Annotated in this window: 20 protein-coding genes, 1 tRNA gene and 1 pseudogene; 7 read left to right on the top strand and 15 right to left on the bottom strand. The window is 62.3% G+C overall.

What is annotated here, in order from left to right; genetic code table 11:
• The first annotated feature begins 65 nt into the window (after nucleotides 1-65).
• The 4 genes and pseudogenes from YP76_RS03880 (at nucleotide 66) to YP76_RS03865 (ending at nucleotide 2598) form a co-directional block, all read left to right on the top strand.
• Entirely contained in the window at nucleotides 66-863 is a 798-nt protein-coding gene (locus YP76_RS03880; RefSeq protein WP_084733007.1) for an aldo/keto reductase, read from the top strand.
• Nucleotides 811-987 (top strand): annotated as a pseudogene (locus YP76_RS03875) (MbcA/ParS/Xre antitoxin family protein); the annotation flags it as partial. The gene YP76_RS03880 and the pseudogene YP76_RS03875, both read left to right, overlap by 53 nt.
• Before the next feature lie 26 nt (nucleotides 988-1013).
• Nucleotides 1014-1703, top strand: coding sequence for an RES family NAD+ phosphorylase (locus YP76_RS03870; RefSeq protein ID WP_046762245.1), 690 nt, complete (start codon nucleotides 1014-1016; stop codon nucleotides 1701-1703).
• Between the two features lie 16 nt (nucleotides 1704-1719).
• On the top strand, nucleotides 1720-2598 hold the full coding sequence (locus tag YP76_RS03865) for a 3'-5' exonuclease (RefSeq protein WP_046762244.1): 879 nt from the start codon (nucleotides 1720-1722) through the stop codon (nucleotides 2596-2598).
• 910 nt (nucleotides 2599-3508) lie between these two features.
• Here YP76_RS03865 and YP76_RS03860 read toward each other — a convergent pair.
• Complete coding sequence (locus tag YP76_RS03860; RefSeq protein ID WP_014082638.1) at nucleotides 3509-4732, bottom strand: IS256-like element ISSpwi2 family transposase; 1224 nt, start codon at nucleotides 4730-4732, stop codon at nucleotides 3509-3511.
• Between the two features lie 224 nt (nucleotides 4733-4956).
• On the opposite strand from YP76_RS03860, the gene YP76_RS27555 reads away from it, so the two are divergent.
• The gene (locus tag YP76_RS27555) at nucleotides 4957-5409 is read left to right on the top strand and encodes a hypothetical protein (protein ID WP_157035640.1); all 453 of its coding nucleotides are present in this window, start codon (nucleotides 4957-4959) and stop codon (nucleotides 5407-5409) included.
• Nucleotides 5410-5656: 247 nt separating this feature from the next.
• Here the strand turns inward: YP76_RS27555 and YP76_RS03850 are convergent, their stop codons facing one another.
• Both YP76_RS03850 and YP76_RS03845 read right to left on the bottom strand, forming a co-directional pair.
• A complete protein-coding gene (locus YP76_RS03850; protein WP_046762242.1) occupies nucleotides 5657-8785 on the bottom strand; it encodes an AAA family ATPase in 3129 nt (1042 codons plus the stop codon).
• Nucleotides 8782-9426: an ABC-three component system middle component 1 gene (locus tag YP76_RS03845; RefSeq protein ID WP_046762241.1), complete on the bottom strand. Its 645-nt coding sequence runs from the start codon at nucleotides 9424-9426 to the stop codon at nucleotides 8782-8784. The genes YP76_RS03850 and YP76_RS03845 overlap by 4 nt, the downstream gene beginning before the upstream one ends.
• A gap of 154 nt (nucleotides 9427-9580) precedes the next feature.
• On the opposite strand from YP76_RS03845, the gene istA reads away from it, so the two are divergent.
• Entirely contained in the window at nucleotides 9581-11095 is a 1515-nt protein-coding gene (gene istA / locus YP76_RS03840; RefSeq protein WP_021238707.1) for an IS21 family transposase, read from the top strand.
• A complete protein-coding gene (istB, locus tag YP76_RS03835) occupies nucleotides 11082-11810 on the top strand; it encodes an IS21-like element helper ATPase IstB (RefSeq protein WP_031304487.1) in 729 nt (242 codons plus the stop codon). The genes istA and istB overlap by 14 nt, the downstream gene beginning before the upstream one ends.
• A 448-nt stretch (nucleotides 11811-12258) precedes the next feature.
• Here istB and YP76_RS03830 read toward each other — a convergent pair whose 3' ends face one another.
• From YP76_RS03830 to YP76_RS03780, 12 genes are all read right to left on the bottom strand, one after another.
• Nucleotides 12259-14349, bottom strand: coding sequence for an ABC-three component system protein (locus tag YP76_RS03830; RefSeq protein ID WP_046762240.1), 2091 nt, complete (start codon nucleotides 14347-14349; stop codon nucleotides 12259-12261).
• A 566-nt stretch (nucleotides 14350-14915) separates the two neighbouring features.
• Complete coding sequence (locus YP76_RS03825) at nucleotides 14916-15329, bottom strand: type II TA system antitoxin MqsA family protein (RefSeq protein WP_046762239.1); 414 nt, start codon at nucleotides 15327-15329, stop codon at nucleotides 14916-14918.
• Nucleotides 15322-15645 carry a type II toxin-antitoxin system MqsR family toxin gene (locus YP76_RS03820; RefSeq protein WP_046762238.1) on the bottom strand — a complete coding sequence of 108 codons (324 nt, stop codon included), beginning with the start codon at nucleotides 15643-15645 and terminating at the stop codon, nucleotides 15322-15324. The genes YP76_RS03825 and YP76_RS03820 overlap by 8 nt, the downstream gene beginning before the upstream one ends.
• A 48-nt stretch (nucleotides 15646-15693) precedes the next feature.
• Nucleotides 15694-16938: a tyrosine-type recombinase/integrase gene (locus tag YP76_RS03815; RefSeq protein WP_046762606.1), complete on the bottom strand. Its 1245-nt coding sequence runs from the start codon at nucleotides 16936-16938 to the stop codon at nucleotides 15694-15696.
• A 173-nt stretch (nucleotides 16939-17111) separates the two neighbouring features.
• Nucleotides 17112-17187, bottom strand: a tRNA-Phe gene (locus YP76_RS03810).
• 51 nt (nucleotides 17188-17238) lie between these two features.
• A complete protein-coding gene (locus tag YP76_RS26835) occupies nucleotides 17239-17433 on the bottom strand; it encodes a DNA gyrase inhibitor YacG (protein ID WP_084733004.1) in 195 nt (64 codons plus the stop codon).
• Nucleotides 17423-18412 carry a hypothetical protein gene (locus tag YP76_RS03805; protein ID WP_046762237.1) on the bottom strand — a complete coding sequence of 330 codons (990 nt, stop codon included), beginning with the start codon at nucleotides 18410-18412 and terminating at the stop codon, nucleotides 17423-17425. Before YP76_RS03805 ends, YP76_RS26835 begins: the two co-directional genes overlap by 11 nt.
• A 6-nt stretch (nucleotides 18413-18418) precedes the next feature.
• Nucleotides 18419-18991, bottom strand: coding sequence for a Maf family protein (locus YP76_RS03800; RefSeq protein ID WP_046762236.1), 573 nt, complete (start codon nucleotides 18989-18991; stop codon nucleotides 18419-18421).
• Between the two features lie 12 nt (nucleotides 18992-19003).
• Nucleotides 19004-19222 carry a translation initiation factor IF-1 gene (gene infA / locus YP76_RS03795; RefSeq protein WP_003049127.1) on the bottom strand — a complete coding sequence of 73 codons (219 nt, stop codon included), beginning with the start codon at nucleotides 19220-19222 and terminating at the stop codon, nucleotides 19004-19006.
• Nucleotides 19223-19281: 59 nt separating this feature from the next.
• Nucleotides 19282-20571, bottom strand: a complete 1290-nt coding sequence (locus YP76_RS03790; RefSeq protein ID WP_046762235.1) for an adenosylmethionine--8-amino-7-oxononanoate transaminase — start codon at nucleotides 20569-20571, stop codon at nucleotides 19282-19284.
• A 286-nt stretch (nucleotides 20572-20857) separates the two neighbouring features.
• Entirely contained in the window at nucleotides 20858-21289 is a 432-nt protein-coding gene (locus tag YP76_RS03785) for a DUF4168 domain-containing protein (RefSeq protein WP_046762234.1), read from the bottom strand.
• 218 nt (nucleotides 21290-21507) lie between these two features.
• Nucleotides 21508-23523 (bottom strand): M13 family metallopeptidase, encoded by a 2016-nt coding sequence (locus tag YP76_RS03780; protein ID WP_046762233.1) that lies wholly within the window; start codon nucleotides 23521-23523, stop codon nucleotides 21508-21510.
• Nucleotides 23524-23594: the final 71 nt, after the last annotated feature.

Genomic DNA, 23594 nt, shown 5'->3' with positions numbered 1-23594 from the left:
CGGGCGCCGCGCTTTTGCCGCAGGGCCGCCTGACCCAAACCGCCCCAATATGAGGAAGCGCTGCTATGGACTATCGGTTGCTCGGACGATCCGGCCTCAAGGTTTCAGCGCTCAGCATGGGCACGGCGACCTTCGGCGGCTCCAACCCGTTCTTCGAGCGCTGGGGCACGGTCGATGTACCGCAGGCAAGTCGATTGCTGGACATCGCCATCGATGCGGGCGTCAACCTCTTCGATACCGCCGATATCTACTCCGATGGTGCGTCGGAAAGAATATTGGGCGAGGCCCTGGGAAAGAAGCGGCAGGACGTGCTGATCGCCACCAAGGCAAGCGCCAGGTCAGGCCCCGGCGTGAACGATATTGGCGCATCGCGGCATCATCTCGTCCGGGCGTGCGAAGCAAGCCTGAAGCGCCTGGGCACAGATCATATCGATCTCTACTTCATGCACGGTTTCGACCCGCTGACGCCGCTCGAGGAGACGCTTCGCGCCCTCGATGATCTCGTGACCAGCGGCAAAGTCCGCTACATCGGCGCGTCCAACTATTCCGGATGGCAGTTGATGAAGGCACTCTCGATTTCGGAGCGGGACGGGCTGGCGCGCTATGTCGTGCACCAAGGCTATTATTCGCTCATCGGGCGGGACTATGAATGGGACCTCGCGCCCCTCGGCCTCGACCAGGGTGTCGGCCTGATCGCTTGGAGCCCGCTGGGCTGGGGACGCCTGGCCGGCAAGATCAAGCGCGGCGCTCCGGACAAGGCTGGCAGGATCGCGTCGGGTGGCGCCGTCGGCGGCCCTCCGGTCGATGCGGACTATCCACAAGGCACTGCGCCTCATCTTCCAGGAGCCGCAGCGCGGCTATGAGTGGATCAAGGCGCCTAATGCCGCCTTCGAAGGGGCAAGTGCGCTGGCGGTCATGCTGGGCGGCGAACTGACAGATATCATGCGGGTGCGGCGCTATCTCGACGCGGAGCGCGGCGGCAGGTGACGAGTGCGGGGGTACCAACGAACCGAGTGGAATGGGAGGGTGCGGTCAGGATCATCCGCAGCATCTATCCACCGATCGACCTGTTCGAAGACATTGCAGATCCTGCTGACTGGCCCCTTCTTATTTCGGCGGAGCAAAAGACGAACCCCCGCATCATGGCGTCGGTCGGCAACATCGATCTGATCCCGCCCGAGCGACGGGTCGGCGGTGTCGGCGCCTCCTATCTCATGGCGTCGTTCACCCACGTCAGTGTCGATCGACCGAGCCGATTTTCGACCGGACATTATGGCGTGCTCTATATTGCGCGAAGCTATGAAACTGCGCTGTTCGAGACGATTCATCATCACGCGCGCTTCATGGCCCGGACGGCTGAAGCCGCCGGTTGGACATCGCAGTTTCGGGAGATTGTGCTGAAGGTGGATGCCGAACTCCATAATCTCAGAACGGACGATGCCACGGCCGGCCCCTGCCTCGATCCTGATCATTACGGAGCGGCGCAGCATTTCGCGGCGAGCCTGCGCGGTTCAGGCTCGGATGGCATTGTCTATCCAAGCGTTCGGCAGGCCGGTGGCGAGTGCGTTGCGCTCTTCTATCCGGATTGCGCTTCGAAACCTGTTCAGGGCAGGCATCTCGACTATCATTGGGATGGAAAGCGGGTTGATCTTGTTCGGGACGCCGGCAGCGGTGCCGTCTTCCGCGTGGTAGAAAGCGCATGACAGGAATCGCCGCAAGATGAGTTTCGCTATGGCTGATCGTCATGCGCAGGCGGCAGACCTGCTGAGCAGGCATCCAGATTATCGCGTGCAGCGACGCCTTGCGCCCGTCACGTACTTTCACGAGGCTGACCCGCAGGCGTCCAGCCGAATTGGCGTTGCGATCGATGTCGAGACGACCGGCCTCGACCGCGAAACCGATCGCATCATAGAACTCGCCATCCAGCGTTTCCGCTTCGATAAAGCCGGACGGATCATCCAGGTCGGGGTGCCCCGGGTGTGGCGCGAGGATCCCGGCATCCCGATCGATCCGAAGATCACCAGGCTTACAGGCCTGTCGGCTGATGATGTTACCGGACAGGCCATAGACGATGCCGTGGCCGTGGAAATTCTCTCGTCCGCTGACATCATCGTTGCCCACAATGCCGCCTTCGATCGGCCCTTTGTGGATCGTCGCCTGCCGGTGATCGCCGGCAAGCCATGGGCCTGTTCCATGGCTGAACTGGATTGGCTCGAGTTTGGGTTCGAGGGGCGCGCCCTTGCGCATCTCGTGTCACAATGCGGTTGGTTCTATGAAGGGCACAGGGCCGAGAATGATATCCTCGCCCTCCTGTATCTGCTTTCCCACGGCCTGCCGGACGGAGAGACGATCCTGGCAAAGCTGATCGTCTGCTCGGAACAACCGACATTCCGGGTGAATGCGATCGACGCGCCGTTCGACGCCAAGGATCGGCTCAAATCTCGCGGCTATCGCTGGGATGCTGCCCTTCGATTCTGGTGGAGAAGCGTCAGAGAAGAAGAAAGCGACGCTGAGCGCGCTTGGCTGCTCAGCGACGTCTATGGAGGATATGGGGAACCTGCCTTCATTCCCGTCACGGCCTGTGAACGGTATCGCTGATCACAGCGCCGCATTTCAGCCATGCGTTCAACCTCTCAATTATGGCTCCGAGCACCGAGTTACTGGAATTGCCGTTAGGCGAATGTCCGGATCGGAGCCTCGCGGGCATGGCTGACGCTCGCGCGAAGTCGGCCCCCGACCACTTCAGGTCGTTCGTCGGCCCACCTTTGATGTCTGCTCCTGCCAGAAGTCCCCGTTTGAGCCGGGCGATGCGGTTGGCTCGCCCCGTCTCGATAAACGGTTTAGGTCATGAAGACGCTCTCATGCCGTTCGACGTCACGGTTGCGAAACGCAGGCTCGCCGCTAATTGTTGTTTGAAGAGGCCACGGGAGGCGACGCTGACGCAGAGTGATTATCTGGATTCTGACGGTGGCGGCAAGCCGGCGTCGCAGGCCTACTGGAATGCGCTGCGCAAACTTCAGGACGCATGGCGGGAGGTCTTCAACGATGAGTTGGAGGCGCATGGCAGCCGCGCGATGGAGCGATTCGAAGACGCGCTAGGCAGCCTAAAGCAACGGTTTCTTGAGGACGCAACGGGAGGAAAGCGGCTTCTGGAGGTGCTCGACGTCCAGGCCGGAGAAGACATTGAGGAGGTCTTGCTCGCTTGGGCGGACATGGACGATCTGACGCCCAAACGGGTCAAGGCAGCTTTGCTCATGGAAGTGCAGAAGCGCGGCAAGGGGCGGTTCGAGTTACGTCCAGTGCTCAGGGCGGTGCTCGATGTCCTATTTGATGATACGCGCACGCGGCGTCCGCGTGTCGGTCCGAACCGGCACTGGCCGCGGCTACTCCAATATCTGCGCGAGCTTGAAGAGGATACGGATTGGTCGCCGGAAGGCCGCGGAGTCCGCCTAGCCAACGCTGGTGGCGGGAGTGTCAGGATTTCCGTGTGCGGGCGGGCGGTTGATCATCAGGCCGCCATGGCTCTGATGAAACGTTCGCCGAAGATCACGGCAAATTGCGCCTTCGCCATGGTCCACTCACGTGGTGGCATCTTCCACTCTTTCTCCGACCGATTCAAGATCAGATAGAGCAGCTTGGTGGCGGCCTCGTCGCTGGGGAAGTGTCCCCTGGCCCTGACAGCCCGCCTGAGCTTCGAGTTCAAAGCTTCGATCGCGTTCGTGGTGTAGATGATCCGGCGGACCTCGTCGGGGAACGCAAAAAACGGGATCACCTCGCCCCAGGCGCGCCGCCAGCTCTGGCCGATGGCGGGATAGCGCTGCCCCCAAGGGCCAGCCTCAAATGCCGTCAGCGCCTTTTCGGCGGCATCCGCGTCGGTGGCACGGTAAATCTCCTTAAGCGCGCTGGCGAGGTTCTTGCGGTCCTTCCAGGAGACGAAGTCCATCGAGTTGCGCAGCAGGTGAACGATGCAGGTCTGGACGATCGCATCGGGGAACACTGCGGTGATCGCATCGGGAAAGCCCTTCAGGCCGTCAACGACGGCCAGCAGGATGTCTTCGACGCCACGGTTGCGAAGCTCGTTCATCACCCGAAGCCAGAACTTGGCACCCTCATTCTGCTCGAGCCACAGGCCGAGCACCTCCTTTGCGCCGTCGGCGCGGACGCCCAGCGCAATGTGGATCGCCTTGTTGCGCACCATGCCCTCGTCGCGGATCTTGACCCGGATCGCGTCGAAGAAGACCAGTGGGTAAACCGGATCGAGCGGCCGCTGCTGCCAAGTGGCGACCTCATCGAGCACGGCGTCGGTCACCGTGCTGATCAAATCGGGTGAGACGTCGATGCCGTAAAGATCGTGCAGGTGCCTGGTGATCTCGCGGGTGCTCATGCCGCGCGCGTACATCGACACGATCTTGTCGTCGAAGCCGGGAAAGCGGCGTTGATACTTGGCGATCAACTGCGGGTCGAAGCTCGACTGGCGATCGCGCGGTACGTCGATCGCCAACTTGCCGGTGTCGGTCATTACCGTCTTCCGACCGTAGCCGTTGCGCATGTTGCCGGCGCCGTCTTCGCCAGCGAGGTGGTGATCCATCTCCGCATTCAGGGCACGCTCTGTCAGCGCCTTCTTCAGCGAATCGAGCAGACCGCCCTGCTCGAAGGCGGCACTGGCAGCGCCGCCCGCCAAAAGCTGATCGAGAAGCTCATTCGGTATGGCAGGCTCTTTGCGTCGAGACATAGTGGGACTCCCTTTTTACCCATTATGCCCGCCCGCACACGGAAATCCTGACAGTCCCCTGGTGGCCGAGGCCCCGTCGCCCGGCAGCCGCAAGATCCTCGCCTTCTCAGCATCGTCATCGATCCCGACTATCTCTGACCGCCATGAACGGCCCTACCTCGCTCCCTACCACACCCGCGTATCATCCCGGTCCGTTGGGAGTGCGAACGGCATTCGTGCTAGCAGTGCCCGGCAGCAAGGAACGAGATGCACAGCGTCCCGCAGCGGGCGACACGGGCAACAATTTGGATCGCGTCCTACTCCACCTCCATCGCCACGATCCCGCTGCGTTTCCGTCCACGAACCGGTACGATTACCGTATCGCCAATGCGTGGGAGACGATCATGTTCGGAGACGACAGCATGCCCGACCTCACCGACGTATGTAAGCCCGACAACGTCGCCCGCCTGGCGGAACAGCTTGAAGGTATCTCAACCATCGTGGCGCTGAGTGCGCCCGCGATCGCGGGCGTGGAAGGAGCAAGCATCCATGCGACTTATAGTCATACCGTTCATCCGGGTATGCGCGGTCTTAACAACTATTATCGCGGGCTCGGCAATGATAAGGAAGGCAGACAACGCCGCGTCGAGGAACGGTGCCAGCGCTACGCAGAGGAAGTCATAGCTTCCCAGGGCTGACTAAGGAACGGTCATGCGGGGCTGCAGCTCTTTGACTATGCTCGTTCGTCATGCATGTGTCCCTACTATGTTACCAGATCCGGAAGTGATGAACGAGACGCCGGTCTGCTGTCGATTTTCGACCAGATATCGCCATTTCCCTAGGGGGACGCGAACGTCCGGATCTGGCAGGAGCCGCCGATCAAGTCTGATGAAGCCGCTGGTCGGCAACCGAGTAGAACCGACCAGCGTCGTCAACCGGTTCGTTCTAACCGATACTGGACGTGTTCGCGACGGAACCGCTTCCCCGGGCGGTGGCAGGCCGGAATTCCGTCTCGACGCCGTCACGTCCAGTTCCGAGAAGGCTGAGAACGCCGCAGGGTACGCCGCGCGCCGCGCACTTCCGCTGTAGAAACTCGGCCTGGGCCTGATCGTGGGTCGAAAGGAAAATCTGATAGTCTCGTTGCTCGACCAGATTGCAAACCAAGTCCGCAAACGCAGCAGTATGAATGGCATCATTGTGCTGCATCGGATCATCAAGAATGAGCGCGGGCCAACGAGACCAGGGGAAGGTGATGCTCGCTGCGCACAGTAGGCTGACGGCCAGCGCCGACATTTGCCCCTCGCTGTGGATGAGGACAGGATCGATATCGTCAAGGTTGGACGGAAGATCGCCGGCCTTTACTGCATTCTGCTCGATCTTTTTCTTTTTAACCTGAAGATCGATACCAACCCGGGGATCCGTCAGAATCGCCTGATTGATCCGCTTCATCAGCGTGTCGAGTGGCTGTATATATTCCGCGTTGAAATCGTCGAGCTCGTTCAGCAGATCCTGGCTCGCCGACTGCGCAATGACTTTTACCTCGCGTGTTTCCGCAGCTGCCAGCGTTTTTGCGTCGCGTAACTGCTGAGCCGCCAGACGAATTTCATCGCGTCCGCTGTTCGGGGCTGCGTCGATCGCTTCGCGGAGACCGTCGAGTGCCGCTCGATGGGTCACCTGCGAGGCCCATGCACGGCGTCCCGCCCTCAGGCGCTCGAGCCCATCGCCGGCAGCGGCCAAATCACGAGCATGATCGGCAGTCTTCGCGGAACGATCGGAAACATCGTCGTCAGTGGGCGGCGCGCTCGAAAAGCCCAAGTCCGCCCATTTCTCTGCGACAAGTCGGAGTTGCGCGTCCACCTCCGCCAACTGACGTTCCAGTTCGCGGCGCCGGGCGCTTGTCGCCGCCTCGGACGCATCGATGCGTCGCAGCCGTTCGATGGCGAAGTCCGCTGCACTTCGCGCTTCTGCCACGACGTCCAGAGTCTGTTGATGGCGGTTTCTCGCCGTGTCGATCGCACTGCCCAGCGGCGGTCCCGACAATGGCGCCGACAACCCCAATTGCTCCTCGAGCCCCTGGATACGCGCCTCGTGGCTGTCAAGCGTCGACTGTCCGTCCTCAATTGCGCGCGCGCAGCTGTCGCGCGTCGCCTTTTGCTTGTCCCGGAGTCGCGTCAAACGCTGAATCTCGTTCTGGAGATCAGCGCCCGAAGCGGCGCGCAGCCGCTGGATCCAGACCATCTTGCGCGCGCGTCGAGATTTCAGCCGCTGCTGCTCCGTGCCGAGGCCCCGCATGAAGGCGTCGAAGTCCGTCGTCACGTCACCAAGGTGTGTGATCCGATCGAACAGCTTGGATCCCTGATCACGCGCCGCGGCCAGCTCCGATCTCTGGAACTGAATCTGTCGTAGAGCCGATCGAAGCTCTTCGACGCGAGATTGCAGGTCCTGAAGTCGTCGGCGCGATGCCGCCAGTCCCTCTTCTTGCGACAGAAGAGCGGGGTTCAGTCGCTCGGCAGCGCCACCAACCCGGGCACGCAGCTCCGACGCTTCACCAAAGTGGGTCGCACACACCGGGCAGTCGCAGGCATCTTCCGGCAAGGTCGCGGCGATTGTCGCGACCGCTCCTGCCAGGCTCGTGGCCGTTTCACGCAGAAGCGACAAGGTGCGGGATTGCGCCTCGACGTCCGTAGCGGCAGCCGTCATCGCAGCTTCCGCGTCACGCAGCCGGTCGGTGAGGCCTGGGTGCTGGTTCTCTAGGTCGGTCAAGGCCGCCGACAGTGTCTGGATCGACTGGTCCTTGGCTTTCCAGGCACTGATACGGTCGGCATCGTCTTGAAGGCGATCGGTCTCCTCGTCGATCCGCGTCACCTCGCCGTCGAGGCGAAGCGCAATCCGCGACCGGCGCTGGGCGCGTTCGAGCTGGGCAGTCGCGTCGACAAGACGGCTCTCGGCCTCCCTGAGCGGTTGCGCCGCGTCGCCCAATCTTGATTTGCTCAAGATCGCGGCCCGGCGCACATCCCGCAGTGCGACCAAGCGGTCGAGGTGAACCCGCGCGACCTCCGCCGCCGCCAACGCGCTCGCATGCGCACGCTCGGCCTCGGCCTTTTCGCCCGACACACTGGTGCGGTCTGCCGCAATCGTCGTCAGCTGCTCGACCGTTTCGGCCAGCGCACTTTGGGCGACCGCTCGCGTCGAATTATGCTGACGCCAGGCTTCAACACATTGGGTGGCCTGGCGAAGACGCGCCTGTTCGTCGCGAAGATCCACCCGTGCCCTGTCGAGCGCCGCCTCGAGCCGATCGAGGTCGTCGGCGATCGAACTCGCCGTCGATCGGGAACCGGCGGTCGCTTCTCCGATCAAAGATCGCAGCTCGGCAATCATCGTCAGCGACCGGGCGTCATCGATTGCCCCGGAGCCCTGCATCGCCAACCAGAGGCGCTCTTCCTGGTCGAGGAGCTCGGCGAAGCGCGTTGCTTCCTTCTCCAAGGCCTCGATGCGACGCGCGAAGGCGCGCACCGTCACCGTATTTCCGCGGCCATGTATGGCGGTCGCGACAGCCTCTACATCACGACTCTGCGCCGCTTCCTTGAGAATATCGAATCGTTCGGCCGCATCGCGGTGCGTCAGCCGCGACAAGGTCGATTGACCGAGAATATGGGTCAGAAGAAGGTAGTTCGGGAGAGCGGATATGCTCTGCCGCCAGCTGGCAGCCCGGAGATAGGACGTGATGTCGGCTACGGTGCCGCCGAGCGTGGACGTTACCGATTCCGGCGATGCCAATGACCGCTCGATCGTTTCTCCATCCGAGAAGGACATGGCGACGGACGTCGGATCGGTCGGGTGCTCACGCCAGCGGGCCAGATAGTGACCGACCTTCTTGACGCCTCTTGCCTTGCGGAAATGATCAATCTGGTCGGACAGTCCCCATTCAAGGCCGTCGAACAGCGACGACTTTCCCAGACCATTGCTGCCATGAACGACGAGAACGCCGGGTTCCGGCGGCAATTCGACATCGAGCGAGGCAAAGCTACGGAATTGGGCAAGTTTGATACGGGTTAGGTAGATGTTCTTGCTCATACTTCGCTCCGGGCCTGCACGAGCTGCGCCACCAGGGTGTCAGGGTCTGCCCCGAATTGTTCGGCGAGCGCGACCCAGCGGTCCGCAACGGCGTCAGCCAGACCGTGTTGGACGAGCGTTCTTTGAGCGAGGCCCTGATTGCGATCGAGTGGCGCATCGAGCTTGGTCTCGGCTGCGAGCCACGGCGTCGCGAGGAAGGTGCGCGCAACGAACGCATTGTAGGTCGCCTCCAGGGAATCCTCTTGCGGGATCCATATGATCTTCCTGCAAACGGTCTCGTCTCGCTCGGCCAGATCGACAAGCTGCCGCCAGTCGGCGGAGCCGACCGTATCGGTTGCGCACAACATGATGTGCGCGTTGATCACCTCCTCGGGTAGCATGTAGGACCGGGCGATAACCATCTGGCTGTGCAGCCCTCTGAGCGCACGCTTCATATCCTCGACGTCTGCGAGCGTGATGGGCGCGACCAGGACAGGGTAGGCTCCGAGGCGCAGACCGAAGCTTCCCTTCGGCAATCCTGATCGAGGGTCATCGGCGCGACCACGAAAATGATCCGAAACGAAGGCCGGCACGTCGCTCGATGGCCAGCCCAGCAGATCGGCGGAATGGACGAGCTTTTCGCGGAGGATATCGGGCGTCACTGGGCCACCTTGCTATATTGCTCGTCCTGCCGTTGACGGTGAGGATCAGCGTGCAATAGGCACCCCCTTCGTGGGGTGATCGGCGTGCAAAAAGGACCCCTTCATCCCGGGGATTTAGTCGGCCGACTGGTTTTGATCAGTTGGCGAGAACGGGATGTTGATCGTGGAGACAGTGGTTCGGATTCGGCGTGAGCATGCAGCGGGTAAGGCGATCAAGGCGATCGCTCGTGACCTTCGTTTGTCGCGGAAGGTCGTCCGCAAAGCGATCCGGTCGCCGGAGGCGGCGTTCAACTATCAGCGCAAAGTCCAGCCGCTGCCGCGGATCGGTCCTTATCAGGATCGTCTCGATGCGCTGCTTGAGGAGAACGAAGGTCGCGGCCGCCGCGATCGGCTACGGATGACGCGTATCCATGACCTGCTGGTGCGCGAGGGGTTCGATGGATCCTATGATGCGGTGCGCCGCTATGCGGCGCGCTGGCGTGCTGCGCGGCGGAAGGATGCTGGCGAAGGCGCACCGGCGTTCATCCCGATGACCTTCCAGCCGGGTGAGGCCTACCAGTTCGACTGGAGCCACGAGGATGTGGAGATCGCCGGCAAGCCGATGCGGGTGAAGGTGGCGCATATGCGTCTCTGCGACTCGCGCGCACCCTATGTCCGGGCCTATCCGCGCGAGGGCCAGGAGATGCTGTTCGATGCCCATGCCCGGGCGTTCGCGTTCTTCGGCGGTGTGCCGCGACGCGGTATCTACGATAATATGAAGACGGCGGTGACGGCCGTGTTCACCGGCAAGGAGCGTGTGTTCAACCGCCGCTTCCTGATCATGACCGATCATTACATGGTCGAGCCGACCGCCTGCTCGCCGGCGGCGGGATGGGAGAAGGGCCAGGTCGAGCAGCAGGTCCAGACAATCCGAGGCCGCTTCTTCCAGCCGCGGCTCCGGTTCGCCAGCCTGGCCGAGCTCAACGGGTGGCTGGAGGCCGAGTGCCGGCGCTGGGCCGAGCATCATGCCCATCCCGAACGCGGGGATATTACCGTCGCCGAGGCGCTGGATATGGAGCGACCGGCCCTGCAGCCGATCCTGGCACCGTTCGACGGCTTCCATGAGAGCGAGCATGCCGTCACCGGCACCTGCCTCATCAGCTTCGATCGCAACCGCTACTCGGTCATGTCGACGGCCGCACGCCGGACCGTTCAGGTGCGCTCCTATGCCGATCGCATCGTCATACGCTGCGGCGATGCGATCGTCGGGGAGCATGAGCGCCACTTCGGTCGGAACCGCACGATATACGATCCCTGGCATTATCTGCCGGTCCTCGCGCACAAGCCCGGCGCGCTGCGTAACGGCGCACCGTTCCAGGACTGGGATCTGCCGCCCGCCCTGCACCGATTACGGCGAAGGCTCGGCACCGGGGACGAGGCCGATCGCAGGTTCGTGCGGGTCCTCTCGGCGGTGCTCACCGATGGCCTGGAGCCGGTAGAGGCTGCCGTGCGCGAAGCGTTGGCGAACGGAACGGCCAGCGACGAGCTGATCCTCAACATCCTCTCCCGGCGCCGCGAGCCGGCGACACCCCACAGCATCGTCACTTCGGAAGACCGGATGCTGCAGCATCCTCCGCTCGCCGACTGTGCCCGCTATGATCTGCTGCGAGGCTATGATGCAGCGGCATGATATGATCGACACGATGCGCGGCCTCGGACTCAAGGGCATGGCGGCGGCGTTCGACGAGGCGGTCACCACCGGCCTCCAGCGCAAGCGCACCACCATGGAGATACTGACCGACCTGCTCCGTGCTGAGGCGACCCACCGGGATGCAGCCTCCATCCGCTATCGGATGACGGCTGCGAGGCTGCCCGTGGTGAAGGACCTGGAGCGGTTCAGCTTCGAGGGCACACCGATCAATGAGGAGATGATCCGCTCCCTTCACGATGGCTCCTTCCTCCCGCCTCGCCGCAATATCGTGCTGGTCGGCGGCACGGGGACAGGCAAGACCCACCTCGCCATCGCGATCACCGCCAATGTCGTGCGAAGGGGCGCTCGCGCCCGCTACTTCAACACCGTCGATCTGGTGACACGCCTCGAAGAGGAGACCCGGATCGGCAAAGGCGGGACCCTGGCGGCGCAGCTGTCGCGGCTCGACCTGATCGTTCTCGACGAGCTCGGTTATCTGCCGTTCGCCCGCTCGGGAGGGCAGTTGCTGTTCCACCTCATCAGCAAGCTTTATGAGCGGACCAGCGTCATCATCACCACGAACCTCGCCTTCGGCGAATGGCCGACCGTGTTCGGCGATCCCAAGATGACCACGGCGCTGCTCGACCGCGTCACCCACCACTGCGATATCGTCGAGACGGGCAACGACAGCTGGCGCTTCAAAAACCGCAGCTGACAGCCACCTTCGGCGCCTTCAAAAATCTATCTTGCGCTGCGCGCGCCTCCGGTCGGGCTACGCCCGCCCTCCGCCGCACGCAGCGCAAGGCCATCTTCAACAAACCAGCATCATATTATCTGAAAAGGGGTCCCTCTTCGACGCCGATCGGGGGTCCCTTTTGAACGCCGTTTGACACGTTGACGGAACGCGTCGAATTCGGCCGCCACTGCAGCCTGCCAGGATGCAAAGTCTTCGCGAAGCCTCCGTCGCCATTGGCTGTCATTCTGGATGATGGCGGGGCGAACTTGCCTGGCTTCGGCAAATCCCTTGCCGGGCGATCCGCCATTCAAGACCGTCCCGGCGGGCGCCGGGGCGATCTCGATCTCTGCGCTCGATGAGATGATCAGCGCGTCGACACCCCATTGCTGTGCCTCGGTCCATGCATCGGCGAGAAGCCGGCCGCCGATCAGCTCGCACCCGTCCCGAGCGCGATGGCATCGGTATCGAACGTCATGTTGCCGCGCTCGGCCGCGCTGAGAGTGAGCGGTCTTCCATGGTGCGTTGCCAACATCATGAGCATCGCGCTCGCAAGCTTGTTCAACAAGGAATGATCCCCGCTCCAGGACGCCGGATTGGCCGTGTCGACGTGGGCCAGCATTCGGAAGACATGCTCACGCAGCGTCTCGTTGCCCTCAAGCGTCGACTGCCAGTTCGCCCAGGTCGCTGAAACATGGGAAAGGATGGTCGCATCGACATCGCCGATGGTCGGGCAGTTGCCGGACTGGAATATCTGCTCGAGGCGGTTGTGCAGCAGACGCCCGAGGCAGGCGTCGATGGCGACGCCCAATGCTGGCACGTAAAGCTCGTGCGAGCGATAGCGGGATGGTGCTGCTATTGCGGACGTGATCTGGTCCGACAATTTGAGCCATTCGACCTGATGGGCTGACTGCGTCTGAAGTCGAACGCGACCATTGCTCGCCCGGCTCAACCTGACCAGATCCTTGGCGATGGCGAGCTTTCCTGGTGCCAGATCGAGATGCACCGTCATCTGCTCCGGGACCAACTCCGCCTGGTCGGCGATTTCCGACAGACGAACGTCGCCGCGCTCGACCACGACATTCGCGGCCGCATCAATCTCAAGATGGATGGTGGCCTGCTGCTGGTGGAAACTCGCAAGCGCACCTGCGCGGCTCGCAGGATCGTAGAGCGCATCGATCGCGAGCAGGCTGAACCTGTCGTACGTTTCTGGCGCAAGTTCGGGCGGATCCGCGAAATCGGGATGGGCCTTGAGAAGAGTCTCCATATAGGCTTCATGAGCGGCGTAAAACGCGTCCGCGGCCTCGTAGCGCGCCGCCTTTGCAGGACCGTGACGGGCTATAACATGTTTGAAGACGGTCGTGACTGGACTTCCGCCGTTGGCAATTCCAACTGCGGTCATGCCGCCACCTGCACCTGGCTCGACATTGTCCATGTGGCCGAGAGATCGAACCACCGGTAGATTCGCCTGCTTCGCGGTCTCCAGGAGCGCGAACACCATGCATTGGTTTAGCTGCGAAGCTTTGGCGGCAGCGTAAAGTGGACCGCTGCTATTAACCGTCACATGCCGATCGTGGCGCAATAACGGAGCCAGGCGATCCAGAATCCCATTCTCTTCGAGGACTGGACGCAGATGCAGTTGGAATGAGGCTTCCAGATCATCGCCAACCGCAGCGCCTTCAAACGAAATATCGGCGGCTTCGCGAAGAGCATTGCCAGAGAACATGCCCAAGAAAGAACGTGTGAATGCGACATGCTCGAAATTGGTGATCAGAAGCCGAAGCAGTTCAGTCAGACCACCGTCACCGTTCCCGCTGACGAGATATTTCGCGGGTGCTTCGGGTTCGTTGGCATTGGTCCCGATTGCGTTCTGTTTCCAGTAATCGGTCGGTATCACGCCACCACATTCGCGCTCCGCTCCGAAGCCGATACAGAGAACGACATGCTGCTTGATACGGAGGACATCGGTGCCTTCGTGCTTCAGCGTCAGCCGCCAGTCTCCGTTATGGCGTTCGAGCCTCTCGAGCCGGTGGCGATGCTTGAAGCGCAGCTTGGCTGACAGGCGGCCGAGCGCGCTTCCGAAGCTTTGCTGCAGGGCGGCGCACACTTGAGCACCACTCCCGGCAGTCCAGTCCAGGATCGGTAGGCCCGCCTGATTGTCGAGCGACCCCACGCGCGGCCATTCGTAGATATGGGGATGGAGCAACCGATCGGAGCCGCTTTGCAGATGAAGGATATCATCTGCCGGATCATAGAGCGTTACATCATGCCCCATCAGCGCTAGCGCCATCGCGATCGTCACGCCCGCCGCGCCGGCACCGACCACCGCGACAGTGTGCGACGGCAATATCGCGCCTGTCTGATCGAGCGCGTGTGCCAACCGCAACGCGCGTACCTGCTGCGAGTAAAAAGTGATCCGCCGATCGAAGGTGCCGAGGAAGTAGAGACGCTCCTGATTGGGATCGCAGGGATCGCGAGCACAATCGATCCAGTCAGCGAATGGCAAAACGGCCTTCGCCATGGCTATCTCACCGCTCTCGACGATGGTTGCTCGACGAGACCAGCCGGAGGCTCAATGAGGCAGGATGTAAATGAAAGCATCAAGACACATTCGTCATTCGAACCTCGTTCCAGCTCGGCACAATTCACCCCGATCATCGTATTTTTAAACCCTGCTCCATGACTCAGCCCTGGATGGCAGCGGCCAGCCGATAAGTCACGCAAAGACGCGCCTGCTTTGCCAACAAGGCCCTAAACGGGCGGACGGATGCCACGAGGCCTGCACTCTGTTCAAAATATCTTAGCTGGATCGAAAGGGATGCTGGGGAAGGGAGCCGATCACAATGCGCAGGTGGAGCGAGAATGTCTTCTTCTAAGTGATGAATCACGATACCTGTTGGTCCGCGAGCGGCCAGATCTACCCTCTTCAGAAACGCGAGAAGCTAACCTGGCGAATGTCGGGTAATGGAAAAATTTGACGTTCGCGCTGCCCAGCCAGATCGGCCGCTTTGTCCCAGTCCCGGCCATAACCGGACTGACCGCTAGTAGGCGCGAGACTTTTCCAATCGAACGGCCTAGATGGCGCGTTCAACCCGTCTGCGCTGTCGAACGAATGGAACGCAAAAATTCCAACTCTTCCGGGTGGCGATCGAGCAGTTCGATCAAGCCCACCGCAGCATCGCTAGGCGGTGTGGCACCGCTCTCATATTTTTGGAACGCGCGGCGGCCGCCGCCGATCAGGCGCCCGGCCTCCTCTTGAGTTAGTTTCAGCTTGTCCCTCCGAATTCTTCGAACGCGGGCACCATAGGCAGCCTTCAGATCGCGGAATACCCGGTCAGACTCGGCGAGATCTTCACCGCTATGGATGGAATCACTTGCATCGTCTGGATACCAGCCGGGCACATCCACTGTGCGCGACAAAGAACCGAAAGCCACGATTTGCTTCCGAACATCGCGGCGCAAGAGCTTTCCTGTCTCAGGATGAACGCGTGTTTCAGTCATTGACGGCCTCCTTGAACGACGTAAGCACAACATCGATCAGCGTCTCGCCGGCGAACTTCAGATAGAGCCAACGATTATCCCACGGCAGATAGTAGGTGTCGTGCCATATCTTCGAGTTCGGCGGACTATGCGCGGTCTCCGACTTGACAAAATCTCCGGTTTCGAGCGCTTGAACCGCTTCAACGATGTTGTCGAGCGAATAGCCTAAGGCTCGCGCGCTCATAATAGCTGCGCGCGTTGCCTCCAGCGTTTTCACTCGGGCGAACTTCGATTTTACCGCCTCAAGATCATGATGCGGCATGCGCTTGATCGCCATCGCTGATATACACCTTAAAGGTTAATTTGCAAGGTAAGGGGTACCCGATCAATCGGACATGGAGCCAGCAATCTGCTCTCGCCTAAAATTTGCTTTCAGAACCTTCCCGCCGACCTGCAAGCCATCAAGGTAGTTCGACCAGTGCCGCATCATCCTGACGCGCTCATCCCAGTGAGTGCCGCGCGCATAGGCTCGCCGAACATCATTGGATTCCACATGGGCCAACTGGCGCTCGATGGCGTCCGGATGCCACTTGCCCATTTCGTTCAGAAGCGTGCTGGCGGTGGCCCGGAACCCATGAGCCGTCACCTCGTCTTTCCCGAACCCGAGCCGTCGCAGCGCGGCATTGAGAGTATTGTCGGTAATCGGTCGATCAGCGGAACGAACGCTGGGGAAAAGATATTTGCCGCCGCCGGTAATCGGTTCCAGTTCGGCCAGCATGTCCAGGACCTGCTGCGTGAGCGGCACCTTATGGGGGCGACGCATCTTCGTCTTCGCCGCCGGTATGGTCCAGACGGCCGCCTCGAAATCGAATTCCTTCCATTCCGCCATTCGAAGTTCACCGGGCCGAGGGAACATATGCGGAAGCATCTTGAGCGCGATTCGCACGGTGGGCTGGCCATCATGGGCATCGACTGCGCGAAGGAGACCACCAAGCGCCTTGGGCTCGAGGATCGCCGCCCGGTGTTGCGGCTTCGGCGTTATCAACGCGCCGCGAAGGTCAACGGCCACATCCCGTTGCGCGCGCCCGGTCACGATCGCGTAGCGAAAGATCGTGCCGAAGGTGCTGCGAAGACGGTTTGCCGTCTCATACCGCCCGCGCAACTCAATAGTGCGGAGGGCTTCCAGCAGTTCGGGTGCAGTGAGGTCTGCGATGGGTCGGTTGCCAATGAGTGGATAGGCAAGGTCGAGCAGCCAGCGCATCTTCTGGAGCGTCTTGGGCGCACGCCCTTCGATCTCTAGGCGGGCAAGCCATTCATCGGCGATCGCCTTGAAGGTTTCTTCTGATTTGGCCTTTGCCTCGCGAACCTTGGCCTTCCGCACTTCAGCCGGATCTTGCCCGTCCGCCAGAGCCTCTCTCGCCGCCGTTCTCTTCTCGCGAGCCTTAGCTAGAGATACTTCGGGGTAGCTGCCGAAGGAGAGCGTCTTCTGTTTTCCGAGGAAGCTGTAATTCATCCGCCAGAGCCGGCCGCCCGTCTCCTTGACCAGAAGATACAAGCCCAAGCCATCGGTCAGCTTGTAGGGCTTATCCTTTGATTTTGCTGCATTTATCGCCGTCACCGTGAGGGCCATCATGGTATCTCCGAAATGGCAAATTGCCGGATACCATGAAAATACCATGATCAGGGGGTGGCTGACAGTGCACCCCCGGGGACGTGGGGGGACGATGGGCTATTGAAAAACCCACGTTTTCCGCCATTTTTCAGACGGTGCTGGATGCTGCTGGATAGGGAAAAAAGAACAAATGGTGCCCGGGGACGGAGTCGAACCGCCGACACTGCGATTTTCAGTCGCATGCTCTACCAACTGAGCTACCCGGGCACGGGCGACGGTGAGGACCACCTGTCGTTTGGTGAGGCGTGCCTATAGGCATCAGTCTGGGGTGCTGTCTACCCCATCCTCGTCACTTTTTTTCATCTCGTCCGAAGCAGGTGTGCCGGGGACGCGATAGCCTTCGCCCAGCCATTGCAGAAGGTCGCGGTCGCGGCAGGCCTTTCCGCAGAAAGGGCGGGTTTCGGGATGCGGGGGCTGGCCGCAGATCGGGCAGGAGGAGGCTTTAGGCGACATGGCCCGCCGATATGGCCAATGCAGCGTCCGCCTTCAAGCTGATCGCTCCACCCCGGCGGCGGGCGAGGGTTTCGATCCAGTCGGTCGCCTTGTGCAAGCGGTCGATGATCGCGGGGGCTGCCGTGATTGTCGCCGGGCCGCCATTGCCGTGGCGTTCGGCGCGGCGCAGCAGCGCCAGGGCCGCTGTCTCGACCGGGTCGGCGCGGAGCAGTTCCATCAGGTTCATGCGCTCGCGGCGGCGGATGATCTGGACGAAGCCGAAACCGTTGACCGCCGTGCGCTCGAAGGGGAGCGGCAGATATTTGTCGATCTGGGCCGAGGCGACGGCGCGTTCGTCCTTGTTGTTCATCGTCGGCAGGTCGATGCCGATCGAGCCGGTCAGGTCCATGCGGCGGATCGCCTGCGCAGCCAGTTTCGCGCCCTTGGGGCCAAGCTTGGCGGGCGGCATCGAGCCGTCGACGTCGATCAGGATCATCGCCGGGGTAGGGAAGATGCGCAGCGCCGCTTCCTCCGTGCCGATGTCGCCGGAGATCGCCTCTTCCATCAATTCGCTCCAGCCATGGGCTTCGAAGCGGTCTTCCTCATGCGCGGGGCAGGGGACGATGGGCAGGCCGGTGGCGCGCAGGCGCTGGAGCAGGCTGGGGGCGGGATGCGCCTTGGAGCCGGGCTGGGCGATGCGGGCCTTGGCGAGCTTGGCGCGGCCTTCCTCGGGGATGGCTTCGCGCAGGATTTCGAGGAGGACGGTGGCGCCCTCTGCGATCTTCGGGGGGATGGGTTCGACCAGCACTTCCTCGCCGGAGATCAGGCGGGCGATGCCGCGCTTCTTCGGGATGACAGTGCGGACGAGCTTGCCCTGCATGACGGAACCGGCGCGGGCGGCATCGCTTTCCCGCTCGATCTGCGCTTCGACCAGACGGCCCTTTTCGATCAGCGCGGCGCGGGCTTCGCCAATGCCTTCTTCATAGAGCCATTCGGCCATGTGCGGTTAGTCCAGTGGATAGCCCGCTGCCTTGAGCAGCGCGCGGGTTTCGTAGAGGGGCAGGCCCATGATCGCGCTATGGCTGCCCTGGATGGCGCGGATGAGGCCGGCGGCGCGGCCCTGGATCGCATAGCCGCCCGCCTTGCCGTGCCATTCCTCCGACGCGATGTAAGCGTCGATTTCGGCGCGGTCGAGCCGTTTGAAGATCACGATATTGGTCGAGAGGCGGTCGCGGGCCTTACCCTCCCCGTCAATCAGGGTGATCGCGCTCAGGACGCGGTGGCGGCGGCCGGAGAGGAGCTTGAGGCACTCGCGCGCTTCGGCTTCCGTTTCCGTCTTGGGCAGGATGCGGCGGCCCGCGGCGACCACCGTGTCGCCGGAGAGGACCAGCGCGCCGGGGTGGCGTTGCGCCACCAGCGCCCCCTTTTCGGCGGCGACGCGGGCGGCGTAGACGGCGGGAAGTTCGCCCTTCCGGGGTGTTTCGTCGAGGTCAGCCGGGTCCACCGCGTCGGGAGACGCGCCGATCTGACCCAGAAGTTCACACCGTCTAGGGGAAGCAGAAGCAAGGATGAGCCGCATGCGTGGAGCGGCTTATTTGAAGCGGTAGGTGATCCGACCCTTGGTCAGGTCGTAGGGAGTGAGTTCGACCAGCACTTCGTCGCCCACCAGCACGCGGATGCGGTTCTTGCGCATCTTGCCGGCGGTGTGGCCGAGGATCTCGTGATCATTTTCAAGCCGCACGCGGAACATGGCGTTGGGGAGAAGCTCCACAACCTGTCCGCGCATTTCAAGCAGTTCTTCTTTTGCCATAATATCCTGGGAAACCGAAAAATCGCGCCGCCATAGCGCCAAAATGCCGAAAAAGAAAGTCAGGCTGAAACGCCGAATGCATCACCGGCTTTTTGGAGCACCGCGAAGACGCGATCGAGCTGATCCGCATCAAGGCAATAAGGCGGCATCAGATAGATGGTGTTGCCGAGCGGCCGCAGCAAGAGGCCCTTTTCCTGGGCGAAGGCGCGCAAGCGCGGGGCGAGGTCGGAAAGATAGCCGGCATCGGGCGTGATCAGGTCGATGGCGGCGATGACGCCCAACTGGCGCGGGTTGGCGAAGGCGGGATGCTGGGCGAGCTTTGCGAGTCGCTGCGCCATGCCGTCGCTGAGGATCGCGATGCGGCCCAGCACATCCTCCTCGCGCCAGATGGCGAGATTGGCGGCGGCGGCGGCGCAGGCGATGGCGTTCGCGGTGTAGCTGCTCGAATGGTAGAAGAGGCGGGCGCGGTCGGTGGATTTATGCGCCTCAAAGATGCGCGGCGTGGCCAGCGTCGCGGCGAGCGGGATCGCGCCGCCGGTGATGCCCTTCGCCACGGCCATGATGTCCGGCACCACGCCCGCCTGTTCGCAGGCGAAAAGCGTGCCGGTGCGGCCCCAGCCGGTCATCACCTCGTCCGCGATAAAGAGGACGTCGTGGTGGGCGCAGATCGCCACCATCTCGCGCAGGACGGAAGCGGGGTAGATCAGCATCCCCCCTGCCCCCAGGATCAGCGGCTCGACGATGAAGGCGGCGGGCTTTTGCGTGCAGGCCGCCTCCAGCGCGTCCAGGGTCGCCTGTTCCTGCCCCGCATGGGGGAAGGGAATCGTGTCCACGTCGAACAGCAAGGGCGACCAGGCGGCGTTGTAGACGCCGCGCTCGCCCACCGACATGGTGCCGATAGTGTCGCCATGATAGCTGTGCTGGAGGACGAGGATGCGATGGCGCGGTGCGGAGAGGCCGTCGAGCGCCAGATTATGCCAATAGCCGAGCGCCATTTTCAGCGCCACCTCGACCGCCGTGGAACCGCTGTCGGAGAAGAAGACATGGGCGAGGGGGTCGCGATCCGCCGCGCGGGGGGCTAGGTCGACCAGCCCTTGCGCCACCTCTTCCGCCGGGCCGTGGGTGTAGCCAGCGAAGATGAGCTGATCGAGCTTGCCCGCCTGATCCGCAATCGCCGCCGTGATCCGGGGGTGGCAATGGCCGTGGGTCGTCACCCACCAACTGGCGATGCAGTCTATGAGGGTGCCGCCATCGGCCAGATGCAGCAAAGCCCCCTCCGCCCGCTCGACGTGGGGAATCGGCTCGTTCAGGCCGTGTTGGGAAAAAGGGTGCCAGACAGGGGAGGTCATGGCCGCTGCCTAGAGCGATTTCCCGTCAGATGGAATATTGGCGACCTGGAAATCGCGGAAACCGGCCGGGACGTGGGTTTTGGCTTGGGCATGCAAATTGGATGAAGGTGGACATGCTGAGCCGAAACATACACCGTGCTCCTGCGCAGGCAGGAGCCCAGATCCACCGTCTGAACTGGGCTCCTGCCTGCGCAGGAGCACGGAGCACTTAATGACTAGGAAAGGAATGGCCATATTCAGCCATCCCCAAGCGCACTAGCCCGATTACCTCTCTACAATGCCGCGCTTATTGCGCGGGCGGGGTCGCCGGAGCGGCAGGCGCAGCGCCCGCGTCAGGAGCCGCGGGGGCTGCCGAGGACGTCGGAGCGGCAGCCTGGATCTTCTGCTGGAGCGCCGGATCAGCGGCGGCGGCCTGACCGATCTGGTTGAACTTTTCCGGCGGAATGCCCGACGCCTGGAGCGCCGCCAGCATCTTGGGCTGCTTGTCGGCGGCGGCGATCGAGCTGTCCTGCTGAATCTTCGTCACCTCGACGGCGGCGGCGGCGAACTGCTTGATGTCCGCGTCCGAGAAATTGCTGGCGCCAGCAGCGGGAGCGGCAGGCGCAGCCTGGGCCGGAGCGGCGGGGGCGGCAGCGCCCTGGGCCAGCGCCGGAACGGCGGCGGCCAGCGCGATGGACGCGATACCGGCCTTCAGAAAGATGGTGTTCAGACCCGACAAATTGCTTCTCCTCAACTTTACGCATGGGTTTGAACGCCAAGCTGTGGAAGAGGTTGTCCGGTTGGAAGAGCGATCCGACAAAATGTTGTATTTAAGAGACGGTCAACCAATAAAATGCGGTTGATCCCATGACTCAAACGGTTCGCCGTCGCGAAAACCCATTGCCTTTTCGAAATGAATAAGGGGCCGGATCCGCGCCGATCCAGCCCCTTCGATTCTCACCAGATCTTCACCCGATCCTGCGGCGGGAGCGCGATCTTTCCGCCCGCCTCCGGCTTGAAGGCCGCATACCATTGATCGAAATTGCGCACCGTGTCGGTGCGATATTGCGACGGCGAATGCGGATCGGTGACGAGCCGCTGGCGCAGATTGGGCTCGCGATAATTGCGCCGCCATACCTGCGCCCAGCCCAGGAAGAAACGCTGGTCGCCGGTCGTGCCGTCGATGATCGGCGCGGGCTTGCCGCCCAGCGAAGCGTGATAGGCGTCCAGCGCCACCGCAACACCGGCCAGGTCCCCGATATTCTCGCCCAGGGTGAAGGCGCCCTTCACATGCGCGCCGGGGAAGGGTTCATAGGCGTCATATTGCTTGACCAGCTTGTCGGTCAGCGCCTTGAAATTGGCGACGTCCTGATCGCTCCACCATTGATTGAGCTTGCCGGTCTCATCATATTTCGCGCCCTGATCGTCGAAATGATGGCTGAGTTCATGGCCGATCACCGCGCCGATGCCGCCATAATTGACCGCCGGATCGGCATGGGGATCGAAGAAGGGCGGTTGCAGGATCGCGGCGGGGAAGACGATCTCCACCATGCCGAAATTGGCATAGGCGTTGATCTCCATCGGGGTCATGCCCCATTCCCAGCGATAGATCGGCTTGCCAAGCTTGCCCATCTGATAGTCGAACTCGAACTGGTTGGAACGCAGCGCATTGCCGAAGAGATCGTCGCGCTGCACCGTCAGGCCCGTATAATCGCGCCATTTGTCGGGATAGCCGATCTTGGGCGTGAAGGCGGCCAGTTTCTTGTGGGCGCGGGCCTTGGCGGCGTCGCTCATCCAGGTGAGGCCGTCGATGCGGCGGCCCATGGCGGCGATCACATTCTTGACGAGCTGGTCCATCGCCGCCTTGGTTTCGGGCGGGAAATATTGGGCGACATAGGCTTTGCCGACTTCCTCGCCCATCGAGGATTTGAGGAAGTCCACGGCGCGTTTCCAACGTGCCTCGCGCTCCGGCGTGCCGGACAGGGTGGTGCCGTAGAAGGCGAAATTCTCATTGGCGATGCTGTCGGGCAGGTCGTCGGCAAAGCCATGCAGCGTGCGCAGCAACAGCGCGTCCTTGAGGACGCCGACCGGGGCCTTGGCGATCAGCGCGGCTTCTCCGGCGACGGCGCTGGGCTGCGACACCAGCAGGTCTTTGGGGCTGAGCTTGTTGGCGGCGAAATAGGACGCGAAGTCGAAGCCCGGCGCGGCCTTCTGCAATTCCGCCAGCGTCATCTTGTTATAGGTCTTGTCGGCGTCGCGGCTGTCGACCTGGGTCCAGTGGACCTTGGCGACCTCCGTCTCGAAGGCCATGAGCGCGGCGGCGCGGGCCTTGGCGTCGGCTTCACCGGCCAGCGTCAGCATCTTTTCCAGATGCGCGACATAGGCGGTGCGGATCGCCGCCATCTTGGCATCGGGTTCCAGGTAGAAATCGCGGTCGGGCAGGCCGAGGCCCGACTGGTGCAGGACGAGGATGTAGGTTTCCGGGTCTTTGTCGTCCTGATTGACGTAGAAGCCGAAGGGGCCGTCGATGCCGGCGCGGGCGGCTTCGGCGGTGAGCTTGGCGTAGGATGCCTTGTCCTTCACCGCCTTGATCTTCGCGAGCCAGGGTTTGGCGGGGGCGAGGCCCTTCTTCTCCACCGTGGCGGCGTCGAGATAGCTGGCATAGGCATTGCCGATCTTGCTGTTCGGGTCGACCTGCGCGGCGTCGAGAATGGCCTTGGTGCGCTCGCGCGACAGGTCGTCCAGCGTGTTGAAGGCGCCATAGTTGGACTTGTCGGCAGGGATCGGCGTGTTCTTCGCCCATGTGCCGTTGGCGTAATCGTAGAAATCGTCGCCGGGCTTCACCGATTTGTCCATGCCGGCGCTGTCGAAGCCGTAGCTGCCGTAGGTGGGTTTCGCCGCCGGATCAGTCTGGGCGACGGACGCGCCGGCGGCCAGCGCAACTGCCGCCGCGCCGAGGAGAAGATATTTCATCGAAGCATTTCCCTTGCTTTCTGGTCAGGGCGCGAAGACGTGCCCATGATGGCCGGGAGTTGAGCGTCCGC

The organism is Sphingobium chungbukense, from assembly GCF_001005725.1.
In the GTDB taxonomy this organism is placed as follows: domain Bacteria; phylum Pseudomonadota; class Alphaproteobacteria; order Sphingomonadales; family Sphingomonadaceae; genus Sphingobium; species Sphingobium chungbukense.
This window is presented reverse-complemented; position numbering and strand designations above follow the sequence as displayed.